9 protein-coding genes and 2 tRNA genes are annotated in these 12,697 nt (G+C 69.7%); 7 read left to right on the top strand and 4 right to left on the bottom strand.

All coding sequences use genetic code 11. The features are described from left to right. Nucleotides 1-56: 56 nt before the first annotated feature. Together AKJ13_RS04705 and AKJ13_RS04700 are read left to right on the top strand one after the other, a co-directional pair. Nucleotides 57-812, top strand: coding sequence for a response regulator (locus tag AKJ13_RS04705; protein ID WP_200905586.1), 756 nt, complete (start codon nucleotides 57-59; stop codon nucleotides 810-812). After that, complete coding sequence (locus AKJ13_RS04700; protein WP_050732314.1) at nucleotides 809-2,218, top strand: ATP-binding protein; 1,410 nt, start codon at nucleotides 809-811, stop codon at nucleotides 2,216-2,218. The genes AKJ13_RS04705 and AKJ13_RS04700 overlap by 4 nt, the downstream gene beginning before the upstream one ends. Nucleotides 2,219-2,248: 30 nt before the next feature. Here AKJ13_RS04700 and AKJ13_RS04695 read toward each other — a convergent pair whose 3' ends face one another. Next, complete coding sequence (locus AKJ13_RS04695) at nucleotides 2,249-4,396, bottom strand: methyl-accepting chemotaxis protein (protein ID WP_050732313.1); 2,148 nt, start codon at nucleotides 4,394-4,396, stop codon at nucleotides 2,249-2,251. 432 nt (nucleotides 4,397-4,828) lie between these two features. On the opposite strand from AKJ13_RS04695, the gene rocF reads away from it, so the two are divergent. The 3 genes from rocF (at nucleotide 4,829) to AKJ13_RS04680 (ending at nucleotide 6,886) form a co-directional block, all read left to right on the top strand. Next, nucleotides 4,829-5,797 (top strand): arginase, encoded by a 969-nt coding sequence (rocF, locus tag AKJ13_RS04690; RefSeq protein WP_050732312.1) that lies wholly within the window; start codon nucleotides 4,829-4,831, stop codon nucleotides 5,795-5,797. Next, the gene (locus AKJ13_RS04685; RefSeq protein WP_050732311.1) at nucleotides 5,797-6,648 is read left to right on the top strand and encodes an urease accessory protein UreD; all 852 of its coding nucleotides are present in this window, start codon (nucleotides 5,797-5,799) and stop codon (nucleotides 6,646-6,648) included. The genes rocF and AKJ13_RS04685 overlap by 1 nt, the downstream gene beginning before the upstream one ends. Before the next feature lie 164 nt (nucleotides 6,649-6,812). Continuing rightward, nucleotides 6,813-6,886, top strand: a tRNA-Cys gene (locus AKJ13_RS04680). 228 nt (nucleotides 6,887-7,114) lie between these two features. Here AKJ13_RS04680 and AKJ13_RS04675 read toward each other — a convergent pair. The 3 genes from AKJ13_RS04675 to AKJ13_RS31845 form a co-directional block, all read right to left on the bottom strand. Beyond that, nucleotides 7,115-8,803 (bottom strand): HAMP domain-containing methyl-accepting chemotaxis protein, encoded by a 1,689-nt coding sequence (locus tag AKJ13_RS04675; protein ID WP_050732310.1) that lies wholly within the window; start codon nucleotides 8,801-8,803, stop codon nucleotides 7,115-7,117. Nucleotides 8,804-9,590: 787 nt separating this feature from the next. Then, nucleotides 9,591-11,270: a methyl-accepting chemotaxis protein gene (locus AKJ13_RS04670; RefSeq protein ID WP_050732309.1), complete on the bottom strand. Its 1,680-nt coding sequence runs from the start codon at nucleotides 11,268-11,270 to the stop codon at nucleotides 9,591-9,593. Nucleotides 11,271-11,526: 256 nt separating this feature from the next. Next, complete coding sequence (locus tag AKJ13_RS31845) at nucleotides 11,527-11,673, bottom strand: hypothetical protein (protein ID WP_160320594.1); 147 nt, start codon at nucleotides 11,671-11,673, stop codon at nucleotides 11,527-11,529. A 422-nt stretch (nucleotides 11,674-12,095) separates the two neighbouring features. Between AKJ13_RS31845 and AKJ13_RS04660 the strand changes: the two genes are divergently transcribed. Together AKJ13_RS04660 and AKJ13_RS04655 are read left to right on the top strand one after the other, a co-directional pair. Continuing rightward, nucleotides 12,096-12,171, top strand: a tRNA-Asn gene (locus tag AKJ13_RS04660). Between the two features lie 306 nt (nucleotides 12,172-12,477). After that, nucleotides 12,478-12,696, top strand: a complete 219-nt coding sequence (locus AKJ13_RS04655; RefSeq protein ID WP_050732307.1) for a hypothetical protein — start codon at nucleotides 12,478-12,480, stop codon at nucleotides 12,694-12,696. Nucleotide 12,697 lies beyond the last annotated feature (1 nt).

Genomic DNA, 12,697 nt, shown 5'->3' with positions numbered 1-12,697 from the left:
AAAATGGTTCCCGCGACCATCTTCGAATAGTCGGCGCGTCGGCGCATAATAACCTGATGACGCTCGCTGATCCGCACGCCGATTCCTTCGCGATGAACGCACCCGCCACACCGCACATCCTCGTGGTCGAAGACGATCGCGAGATCTCGGCCCTGGTCGCACGCTACCTGCGCGGCAACGAGTGTCGCGTCACCCTGGCGGGCGACGGCAACGACATGGACCGGGCGCTGGCGGAGTCGCGCATCGACCTGATCGTGCTCGATCTGATGCTGCCGGGCGAGGACGGTCTCAGCCTGTGCCGGCGCCTACGGGCCTCCTCGCAGATCCCGATCCTGATGCTGACCGCGAAATCCGAGGAGGTTGACCGCATCCTCGGCCTCGAACTCGGCGCGGACGATTACCTGGCCAAGCCCTTCAACCCCCGGGAACTCCTGGCCCGGATCCGGGCGATCCTGCGCCGGGTCTCCGCGGAGGTGCCGGATACCGACGAGCGGCGGCGCCTGCACTTTTCCGGCTGGACGCTCGACGTGTCGCTCCGGCAGGTTCTGTCGCCCGAAGGCGCCCGCATCGCCGTGACGGGGGCGGAGTTCGACCTCCTGCACGCGCTCTGCCTGCGGCCGGGACGCGTTCTGTCCCGCGACCAGCTCCTCGACCTCACCCAGGGCCGCACGGCCGGGCCGTTCGAGCGCAGCATCGACGTGCTGATCTCGCGCATCCGCCAGAAGATCGAGCACGACACCCGCAACCCCGAATTCATCCGCACGATCCGCTCGGGCGGCTACCTGTTCACCCCCGAAGTGACGCGGTCATGAGCACGTTCCAACGGTTGCGCGACCGGCTACGCCCGCAGAGCATCGCAGGCCAGATCGCCCTCCTAGTCGTGGCCGGTATCGCGGTGGCCCACATGGTCGCCACCGCGGCGTTCCTGATCCTCCACGAGCCGCAGAATCCGGACGAGCTGCCAGGCGTCGCCGCAGGTCGGCTCTCCACGCTGGTCCGGCTCCTCGACGTCGCGGATCCGGCGGCGCGGCCGGCCCTGCTGGAGAGCGGGCGCAGCCTGCCGCTGATGCAGGTGAGGGCCTGGGACGGAACGGTGCCGCCCGGGGCCAAGCCGCTGCCCAACCTTCCGATCATCCACCGCCTGCGCATCGGCGCGGGCCGGCCCGTGACCGTCGTCGACCTGTCTGGGGGGGATCCGGAGCGGTCGCCCGCGAACGGGCGCCTGCATATCGGGATCACCACGCCCAACGGGGCGACCCTGCAAGCCGCGATGCCGAACGGTCCCCTGCGGGCGCCGCGGCAGGGGCCTTTGATCTTCACCGTGGTGTTCCTGGCGCTGACTCTGGCTCTGCTCTGTGTCTGGGCGACCCGGGCGCTGACGGCGCCGCTGGCCCGACTCGCCGGCGCCGCGGAGGCGTTCGGGACGCGGGACGACCACGTCGCGCTGCCGGAGGCGGGCCCGCGCGAGGTCCTGGCGGTCTCCCGGGCGCTCGACCGGATGCGGGCGCGGGTGCGACGCCTGATCGACGACCGCACCCAGATGCTGGCGGCGATCAGCCACGACCTGCGCACGCCGATCACGCGGCTGCGCCTGCGCGCGGAGTTCATCGAGGACGAGCACGCCCGGGCCGCCACGTTGCGCGACTTGGACCAGATGAACGGCCTGGTCGAGGCCGCCCTGTCCTTCGTGCGCGACGGTCAGACGCGCGATTCCGGCAGCCTCAGCCTCGTGGACCTCGCCTCCGTGGTGCAGACCGTCTGCGACGACTTCTCGGATTTCGGCGCGCCGGTGAGCGTCGGCCGCAGCCGGCACGTCCTGGTGCAGGGCCGGCCCGAGGAATTGCAGCGGGCGATCACCAACCTGGTGGACAACGCCGTGAAGTATGGCGGCGGCGCGGAGGTCCGGATGGAGGCATCCGAGCGGGGGGTCCGGGTCTGCGTGCTCGATCAGGGCCCCGGCATCCCGGAGGCCGAGCGCGACGCAATGCTCCAGCCGTTCGTGCGCGGCGACCGCGCCCGCAACCTCAACGAAGCCAGCGGCTTCGGCCTCGGCCTGTCGATCGTGCTGGCGATCGTGGAGGCCCATAACGGCCGTCTGATCCTGGAGAACCGCCGGGAGGGCGGTCTCTGCGCCGTCATCGAGCTGCCCCTGGCGGCGCAGGCTTATGCGAGCCGGACGACGCAGCCGGCGCGGCCGATGCCGGCCCGGGCGGCCTGAAGCCGTCCGAGCCGGGTTCTTCCGGCAGGCTTACGCGGCCCGCACGTTGCGCAGGAACTGCGCCACTTCGGCGCGAAGCTGTTCGGACTGGGCGGCGAGGTCGTCCGAGGCCTGGGCCACCGAGGAGGCCGCTTGGCCGGCATCGCTGGCGACGCGGGCGACCTCGGCGATGTCGGCGGTCATCCCGCTGGTCCCGGTCGAGGCCTGCCCCATGCTACGGACGATGTCCTGCGTGGTGACGCCCTGCTCTTCGACGGCGGCCGAGATGCTGGTGGAGACGTGGTTCATCGCTTCGATCTGGGACACGATGCCCTGGATCGCCTCGGACACGCCGCCGGTGACCGCCTGGATCGACGCCACCTGACGGCCGATCTCCTCGGTCGCGCGGCTGGTCTGGGTCGCGAGTTCCTTGACCTCGGCCGCGACCACCGCAAAGCCGCGGCCGGCCTCACCGGCCCGGGCCGCCTCGATCGTGGCGTTGAGGGCGAGCAGGTTGGTCTGCCCGGCGATCGTGGACACCATCCCGACCACATCGCCGATGCGGGTGGCGGCGGCGGCGAGATCCGCCATCGTGCCCTCGGCGCGCTTGGCCTCGTCAACCGCGGTGGCCGACATGCCGGCCGCCTGCTCGACCTGGCGCCCGATCTCCTGGACGGTGGCGCCCAGCTCCTCCGCAGCGGCCGCGACGGCGTCGACATTATCGGCGGTCTGACGCGCCGCGCTGGCGACGCTGGTCGAGCGCTCCGACGTGCCGGCGACGGCCATCCGCATGGTGCCGGAGGCGCCCTGGAGCGCCGCCACCCCCCGGGTCAACCCATCGACGATGCCGCCGACGGATTGCTCGAAGCCGCTGGCCAGATCCTGCAGCATGGCGCGCCGGGCCTGCTCCTCGCGCATCCGCGCCGCCTCGGTGGTCTGAAGCTGCTGCGCCGCCTCCTCGAGTGACATGTCGCGGATCGTGACCACCGCGCGGGCGATGTCGCCGATTTCGTCCCGGCGCCGGCTGCCCGGCACATCCGTGAGCGCCTCACGGTCGGCGAGCGCCTTGAGGGCGCGGGTCAGCGCGCCGAGCGGGGACACGATCGAGCGCGCCAGCAGCAGGCCGAGCACGGCCGTTCCCGCCAGCACGCAGAGGCCGATCAGGAACAGCGTGCGCGAGAGCGCCCGCACGGCGTCGATCGCCTCGGCCTGCGACTGCTCCGCCACAACCGTCCAGGGCGCGCCCAGCACGGAGACCGGCGAGGCCGCCGCCATGTGCGGGCCGTCGGCTGCGGTGAACGCGAAGCTGCCGTTGGCCTTGAGGCGATCGGCCGTGATCCCGAGCGGGGCGACGCCGTCGCCGGCCTTCGCCGTCTTGCTCAGCGGCGGGTTGCTGCGCAGCCGCCCGTCGGCTCCGGCGGCGAGCACCTGGCCGGTCTCCCCGAGGCCGGTCCGCTTCGCCAGCGCCTGATCGAACAGGGTCGGCTTGACCCGCATGACGATGAAGCCGATCCGCTCCGCCGCCTGGGCGGTGCCCATGGCCACGTTCGCCCGCTTTGTCATGGCGCGGCCGATGAAGGCGGCCGGCTGGCCGTCGACCGGGTAGGCCGAGAAATCCTCGAACAGGACCGAACTTGGATCGGCGGATTTGAGGCGCTCGACCAGGCGCTCCAGCGCCGTGCCCTTGAGCCCGTCATCCGTCACCGGCTTGGCGAAATCGCCGCCCTTCGTCGTCGTGTAGACGATCCGGCCGGCGTCATCGAGGAACAGCAGGTCGGCGTAGCCGGACTGGGCGACGAGCTTGCGCGCCACCTCCTGCACCTTAACGTGGCGGCGTCCATACATGCCGGTCCCGTCCAGCGCGATCCGCGCCTCGACGGTCTGCGGCGCCCGGAACGCCTCGACGACCGCGGCGGTCTCGGGTTTCGACGGGTCAAGGGTCTCGATCAGGTCGGGGAAGTTCGAGACGATCTGGGGATGCGCCGCCGCGGCGAGGAAGTCGGCCTGCATCCGGTCGGCAACCAGCTCGATCCCGTCCCGGCGCGCGACCGCAGCCAGCTGGAGGCGCTCGTTCGCCGCGTCGATCAGACCGGACCTGGCGGAATACCAGCTGAAGCCACCCATCGCGGTGGCGCTGAGCAGTGCCAACCCGATCGTCATCGCCGGCAGGCGAGAACTCAGCCGCGAAAACATCACCATGGCAGTCCTGTAGGCATTCTGATCGGAGAAACCGCGCAACCTTAGTGCAATGCCACTAATATCCCGTAAAGATTTGTGGCAAGACGTCGAATCCGGGCACAGAATTCAATCTATCGCGCCGACGGTGGATCCAAGATTTGCACAGACCCTTGGCCCGCAACGCGACGCGTCAATACGGCCGAAATGTAACACCCAGATCAAAGACGTTTTCGAACCGTGTCCCCAGACGCATAAAGTCCCGCAGCTTCACCCATCAGGGTTCAGGATGCCGGAATGGTGGGTAGGCCCCGGGGGCCGGCCCCGACCGAATGACGTCCGGCCCGGGGCTTGCTGACGATCCGGGCTGGTGTCGCGAATTGTTGGCCTGACCCCGCGAGTCCGCCTAGAGCATCGGCCAACCGCCAGAGCCTTGACCTGCAGAACGGGGACCGGATGACGAGCGAGACCCGCCGAGACGAGGCGCGCCGGATCGCGCTGATCGGGGCGCCGATCGAAGTCGGCACCAGCGAACCGGGCGCGCTCATGGGCCCGGCCGCCCTGCGTACGGCCGGGCTCCTTCGAACCCTGTCCGATCTCGGCCACGCGATCGTCGATCATGGCGATGTCGTGCCGGATGGCCCGGCCGACGGGCGGGGCCTCGCTGCCGTCGCGGCCTGGACCCGCGCCCTGTCCCGGGCGGTCGAGGCCGTCCTCGGGGCGGGGTCGGTGCCGCTCGCCGCCGGCGGGGACCACAGCCTGTCGCTCGGCTCAATCGACGGGGCGATGCGCCATTGCGCCCGGGAGGGCCGGCCGCTCTTCGTGCTCTGGCTCGACGCGCATGCCGATTTCAACACGCCGGAGACCTCGCCCTCGGGCAACGTCCACGGGATGCCCCTCGCGGCCCTGTGCGGCGAGCCGGGTTTCCCGGACCTGTTCGCCGAGCCGGTGCCGGCCCCGCTGCCGCCAGCCAATGTCCACCTGTTCGGCTTGCGCTCGATCGATGCCGGCGAGCGCGCCCTGGTGACCGCCCGCCGGGTCGGCGTCACCGACATGCGCACCATCGACGAGTTCGGCGTGGTCGCCCCCCTGAGGCGCGTGCTCGACCGGGTGGCCCGGGACGGCGCGCACCTGCATGTCAGCCTCGATATCGATTTCCTCGATCCGTCGATCGCCCCCGGCGTCGGCACCACCGTGCCGGGCGGCGCGACCTTCCGTGAGGCGCATCTTATCATGGAGATGCTGCACGATTCCGGCCTCGTCCACTCCCTCGACGTGGTCGAGCTGAACCCGTTCCTCGACGATCGGGGGCGCAGCGCCCGGGTGCTGGTGGAGCTGGTAGCGAGCCTGTTCGGCCGGCGCATCCTGGACCGGGCCTCGCCCGTGATCGAAGCGGTCTCCGCCGACCAGAACGGCCGCCGCTGATGCCGGGCGGTCGAGTCGACGCCCAACCCGATGCGCCGGCCCGCCAGCGTTCGGACGGCCGGGTCCATCTCCGCGCCGGTCCGGTCGGGGGCGGGGGCTCGACCCGGATCCTGGATCTCGCCGAATCCGGTCCGTCGCGGTTGCGCTTCCCCCGCGGGGAGGGGGCGCTGGAGGCCGTCCTGGTCAACACCGCCGGCGGGGTCGCGTGCGGCGACGCCTTCACGATCACCCTGGACCTCGCCTCCGAGGCCGACCTCGTGCTGACCACGACGGCGGCCGAGAAGATCTATCGCTCCGACGGCCCTGTGAGCCGGATCGAGAACCGCGTCCTCCTGGCGGAACGGGCCCGGCTGGCCTGGCTGCCCCAGGAGACGATCCTGTTCGATCGCGCCCGGGTGCAGCGGCGCTTCGAGGCGGACCTGTCCGAAGGCGCCGCCCTGCTGGCCGTCGAGATCGTCGCCTTCGGCCGCGCCGCCCGGGGAGAGCGGATCCATGCCGGGCTGTTCGCGGATTCCTGGCGGGTGCGCCGGGCCGGGCGGCTGGTCTATGCCGACAGCCTGATCCTCGACGGGCCGATCTCCGATCTGCTCGACCGCCCGGCGATCGGTGGCAGCGCGCGAAGCTGCGCGACAGTCTTGGACGTCTCGGAGGGCGCGGAGTCGCGCCTCGACACCGCCCGCGCCCTGCTCGAAGAGGCCGCCGCGCCGGGCATCGAGGCTGCCGCCAGCGCCTGGAACGGCCACCTCGTCATCCGGGCCCTCGCGGACGGGGTCGGGCCGCTGCGCAGCCTCGTCGCCCGCGTCCTCGCCGGGTATCGCGATCGAGCGATGCCCCGGGTTTGGCAGAGTTGACGCGTCCGCCGGCGAACCAATTATCCAATACGTCCGGCTGCGATCATATTCCCGCGCGGAAGCCGCATCGCGCCCGTTGCCTGCCGCGGCAAACCTCTGCTAGAGACGCGCACCCGGAGCCGGCCGCCAGGCTCCGTGGGCGACGCCGCGGCGTCGCCACGAGGGGCCTCGTGGCGGAGTGGTTACGCAGAGGACTGCAAATCCTTGCACCCCGGTTCGATTCCGGGCGAGGCCTCCATCTTCCCCTTGCATGCAGAGCGCCATCGCGATCAGCCCGCCAGCCTTGCGCTTGCCGGAGGATTGAACGGCCGGCGCCGGATTCGGGAGACGCGTCATCCCGGGTGCGATTGAGCCCCGAAACATGACCGCGATCCGTCGATGAGGGATGGGGCGACCCGGACGCCTCGACCATCCGGGGAAAGGGCACCGCGCGACGCCCACGAGACGCGGCTTCGTCGGTCCACGTCTAGGCCGCGGCGACCTGAGCCAGGAATGTTTCGATCGCCCGCTGGAGATCGTGCGTCCCGGCATTCACCTGCAAGGCATTGGTCCTGACCTGCGCCGCCTGCTGCTCGTTCGAGGTCGCGGTGGCGCGCACGCCCGCGACGCTGTCCGAAACCTTTCGGGACTCGCTCGCCGCGCTGGTGATGGCGCGGGCGATCACTTGGCTCGACTGGCCCTGTTGATCGGCGGCGACCGCGACCTCGGCGGCGATGGAACTCATCTTGGCGATCGTCTGACCCACCGTGCCGATCGAGCCGATCGCCCCAACTGTGTCGGCAGCCGCCGCCTGGATCGCCCCGATGTGATGGGCGATACGGTCGGTCGCCTGCGCGGTTTGTGCGGCCAAGTCCTTCACCTCCGTCGCTACGACGGCAAAGCCGCGCCCGACCTCGCCGGCCCGGGCTGCCTCAATCGTGGCGTTGAGAGCCAGCATGTTGGTCTGCCGGGCCACCGCGCGGATCAACGCGATCACACTTCCGGCCTCGTCGGCGGCTTGGGCCAGGGTCGTCACCGTGGCCACCAACCCCTGCGTGTCCGAGAGCGCCGTCGAGGCGATCTGGCTCGTATGCCGGACCCGGCCTTCGATCTCCTGGGCCGCCACCGACAACTCCTTCGCGGCGGTCGCGATGCTGACGACGACGCCGGCGGTCTGCTCGGATGCGTCCGCGGCGACAATCACCTGTGCGGTCGTCTCACCGGCAAGGTCCGAGAGCATGTCGGCCGAGGCCTGCATGGCCTCGGCCAGGGCGGCGAGATCGGTCATGGTGCGATGGGTCTCGCTCTCGAAAGCCCGCGTTGCGGCGGCCAGCCGCTCGGCGCGGATGAGATCCTGCGCGCTGCGGGCCCGGGTATCGCCATCGAGTGTACGCTTTTCGATCAGCGCCGCCTGAAACGCCGCAATTGTGCGCGCCATCTGGCCGATCACATCCTGTCGATCGGCGAAGGGGACCACCTCGTCGAGTTGGCCCGCGGCCAAGGCCTGCATGGCCGATTTGAGCCGGGCCAGGGGCCTCTGGATCTGAGTGATGATGATCCAAGTCGCGGCGAGGAGCGCCATGGCGAGCGCCACGGCCGGCACGACGATCAGCGCGAGGATCGCCCGCCTCTGCTCCACGGAGCCGATCGCGCGCTGGTCGTCGAGGCGGGCCAGCACCTCGCCACCGAGCGCGCCGATCTCCGCGATCATGCGCTCGCGGTTGCGCACCGTCGCCTCGTCGGTCGCCTGGATCAGGGCAGCCTTGGGCGAGATCGTCAGGCCGAGCTCGGCGGTCTCGGTCTGATAGGCGATGAACTCCTTCACGAACAGGTCGAACCGGCGGCGGCGCTCCGGCGGCAGATGATGGCCCATCGCCGCTAGGAACGGCACGCGGACACGCTCCACCGCGGCCAAAGCGTCCTGCAACGCCGACAAACGCGTGCGCGCTTCTTCGGCATCGGCGGCGGTATAGACGGCTGTGGCCTGCACCACGGCATGCTCGAGCGCCTGACCCAGGGCCCCCGCCTGGAGCCCGGCATTCCAGATCTCGTCGGTGGCGGCAGCACGCTCCTGCTCCCAGAGCGATTGCCGGACGGCGAAGGCCGAGATGCCGATCGCCACGAAGCCCAGCAGGCCAATGACCGCCGCCAGCTTGAAGCCGAAAGATTTGCGCATCGGAAATACGATAGCCTTTTCAATACGGGCCGACGCGTGTTGGCGTCGCCGCAATGCAATGGAATGCGATGAAATGATTCGCTGTCAGGGCCGCCCATATCGGGCGTCCAGATCCCAGGATGTCAGCGAGGCCGACAACGGGATTCGGTCGTGACGAATTTGCTCCGGTAACCGTAGGGCCGGCCCGCGGGTCGAGCCGCGGCGCTTCAGCGAGCGGTCGACGCGGCGCGGACGCTCAGCCCGACCTGTACGGCGCGACGCGGAGGTGGCAAGGCAAACCCAGCGGGGTTGTGATCGGCAATGCAGACATGGATCGGCGGAATGGGTCGGCGACGCTGATTTCAGCGCTTCCAAAAAGATACGGCCCTGCGAAGGTATCCGTCAATACACAATTTGTCCGCAAATAATCAGTACCTTTTCGGCCGTAACGCGGAAATTAATTACCGACGGAACGCATCGGTTCTCGAAAAAACTCATTATTGGGCATTTCGATACATCAAGACCGTAGCGACGCGGGCGTCTCAACGTCCGAACCACATTCCCGTCTTCTTGGCTCGTGAGATTGCTGCCAAGCGCGCGCGGGACGATAGAGCCGAGCGGCATCGGACTTACGGGGCCCGCGACTATCGGCACCGCACGGCCGAGGCGGCCCACATCCTGGTCGGGCGCCGTGATCGCGTGACGTAGCGGGCGCGGAGCAGCACGGATCAGCGCACGCGTCGCCCCGGCGCGATGCGTTGCCTCGCCAACACCGATCGCGCGTTCCCCGATGCCAGCCGGATGCCGGTCAGGCGGCGTGCACCTGACCGAGGAAGGTTTCGATCGCCTGCTGCAGGGTCCGGGTTCCGGTGCTCACCCGGGAGGCGCTGCCGCGCACCTGCTCGGCCTGCGTCTCGTTGGAGGCCGCTGCCGCGCGCACGCTCCCAACGCTCTCCGAGACCTTGTGCGAATCGGCCGCCGCATCCGCGATGGCACGGGCGATCTCCTGGCTGGCCGCGCCCTGCTGATCCGCCGCCAGGGCGACCTCGGAAGCGATCATGCTCATGCGGGCGATGGTCTCGCCGATCGACGCGATGGCGTCGACCGTGTTGGCGGCGGCGCCCTGGATCGACCCGACCTGGCCGGTGATGCGGTCGGTGGCGAGGGCGGTCTGGCTGGCGAGCGCCTTCACCTCGGCCGCCACCACGGCGAAGCCGCGCCCCGCGGCCCCGGCCCGCGCCGCCTCGATCGTGGCGTTGAGGGCCAGCAGGTTGGTCTGCTCGGCAACGCTGCGGATCAGCGTCACGACAGCGTCGATCTCTCCCGCCGCCCGCGACAGGCTCGAGACCGTGATCTCGAGACCTTTCGTGTCGGTCAGCGCGGAGGCCGCGATCTCGCTGGTATGCCGGACCCGTTCCTCGATCTCCCGCGCGGAGGCCGAGAGCTGCTCGGCCGCGCCGGCGATGCTGTCGACCATGTCGGCGGTCTGGTTCGAGGCCCCCGCCACCACGATCGCCCGGGCGGCCATGTCCCCGGCCGTGCCGGTGAGCGTCGCGGCCGCCTCCTGCATCGCCTCCGCCGACCCGGCGAGATCCGCCACGGCGCGGTGCGTCTCGCCCTCGAAGGCCCGGGTCGCCTCGGCCAGCTGCTCGGCCCGGACCCGGTCGCGCGCACGCCGCTCCCGCGCCTCGGCGTCGAGCTTCTGCTTCTCGATCAGGGCCGTCTGGAACGCCGCGATGGCGCTCGCCATCTCACCGATCTCGTCGCGGCGATGGGTGAACGGGACCGTTCGGCCAAGATCGTTGGCGGCCAGGGCCGTCATGCTGGTCTTCAGGCGGTCGAGCGGCCGACGGACCTGCGTGATGATGATCCAGATCGCCGCGAGCAGGCCGAAGGCGAGCGCCACGGCCGGCACCACGATCAGCGCCAGGCGGGCGGCGCGGCGATCCGCAGCGTCGGCGGCGCGCCGCTCGTTCAGGCGGGCCAGCACTTCGCGGCCGAGCAGGCCGATCTCCGCGATCATGTGCTCGCGGTTCTTCACCGTTGCCTCGTCGGTGGCTTGGATCAGCGCGGCTTTCGGCGAGATCGTCAGGCCGAGCTCGGCCGTATCGGTCTGGTAGGCGATGAACTCCTTCACGAACAGGTCGAAGCGGCGACGGCGATCCGGCGGGAGCTGATCCTCCATCGCTTCTAGGAACGGCACGCGGACCTGCTCCACGGCCGCCAGGGCGTCGTGCAGCGCGGACAGGCGCGTGCGCGCCGCAGTGGTGTCCTCGGCGGTGTAGAGGGCGGTGGCCTGCACGACCGCATGCTCGATCGCCTGCCCCAGCGCGCCGGCCTGCAGGCCGGCATTCCAGATCTTGTCGGTGGCGGCCGCGCGCTCCTGCTCCCACAGCGACTGCCGGATGGCGAAGGCCGAGATACCGGCCGCCACGAAGCCCAGCAGGCCGACCACCGCCGCCAGCTTGAAGCCGAGAGAAATGCGCATGACGAGGAGACCGGTTTCCGGGAGAATCGAGCGGGAAGGCACTAATCTAACAACGTTTGCGATGGCGTTAAATATAGCCGGCAAACACGTGCGCTTAGATTGCAGCATAGCTGAGCATATCTGCGGACATCAAGTCGGCCTTGGCTTTTTGATTACAAAGATCACGCAAAAATCTTCGATCGCCGGGATTTGCCGGCGCTGCGAAAGCTGATGCGCACCACACGAATCGGCCGGCGAAAGCCGGGTGCCGGCCGCTTCAAAGGCTGTGCGCCAGGATCAGGCGTGCCGCGAGGGCGACGATCAGGAAACCGAGCAGGGCCAGGCTGATGTAGTAGGGCATGCGGCTGCCGCGCTCCTGATCGAGCGCGTAGGCTTCATGGGAGCCGTCGGGATCCCGCAACATCGTCAACACTCCAGAGGCGAAGCGGCCACGGGCGTATTCCGCCCGGGGATCACGGTCCGCGAACATGCGGGAGCCACGGACGATCGGGCGAGGGCGGCTTGGACTGAACACACGGCTCGAGAGCCTTGGGGTCGAGTCGGCGGAGCCTCTGCTCGGGTACGCACCCGGCAACGGGCCACGCCAGCGGGCCGTTCTCTAGGCCAGCGCCGTGACGATCGCGTGACCACACAGGCTTGAGCGGCGCGGCAACCTGAATCCGAGCGTGTCTGAACCTCGACCCAGCTGTTGCGAAAGGGAGACACCCGGGGCCGATTGGGCGCCGGCAAACCACCCTTTCGAAGGCGCGCCTCCGCGAACTGCACCAATCCCGCGATTCAGGGTCTTGCGTCCCGCGATCCCGGTGTGTACAGACCCGCTCGTGATCCCCGATAGCTCAGTTGGTAGAGCAGGCGACTGTTAATCGCCTTGTCGCAGGTTCGAGTCCTGCTCGGGGAGCCATCAACCTCCCAACATCTTCAGATCGTTGCGCTTTTAGCCTTCGCTCCCGCACCGGGTCGCAGGGTGGCGGCACGACGTCTGCGTTTGAGCGGCCGCATTATTCGGCCGCGCTCGGCATCGCCGCTCGCGGAGCCCGGCCCCCGGTCGGCCGATGGGGTGGTCATTCCCGGGCCGACAACCGCTCCAGCCCGGCAATCCTCACGCGACACTTACGCGAACGGCCGCGGATCCCGCTCGCATGCTTATGTGGGATGGCCCAACTTCCGGGCGCGGTCCCTGGAGGATCGCGCGAACCCCAGACATCCGATGTCGCCCATCATGCAAGTCGTGGCCCCGGCGGGCGAGACCGCCCGGTTCATCGTCGGCCAGGATCCCGAAGGCCACTGGGTCGCGATCGAGATCCACGGGCGGGCCGGCGGGCTGTTCCGGAGCCGGGAGGCGGCGGTGGATTATGCGGCGGACGAGACCGACCACCGGCCCGATGCCGTGTCGCTGTCAGCGGAGCGCATCGAACTGCGGCTGTGAT

Origin of the sequence: Methylobacterium sp. ARG-1, from assembly GCF_001262595.1 — a bacterium.
Taxonomy (GTDB): domain Bacteria; phylum Pseudomonadota; class Alphaproteobacteria; order Rhizobiales; family Beijerinckiaceae; genus Methylobacterium; species Methylobacterium brachiatum.
The sequence above is the reverse complement of the archived record's forward strand: the minus strand, read 5'-3'. Positions and strand labels throughout refer to the sequence as shown.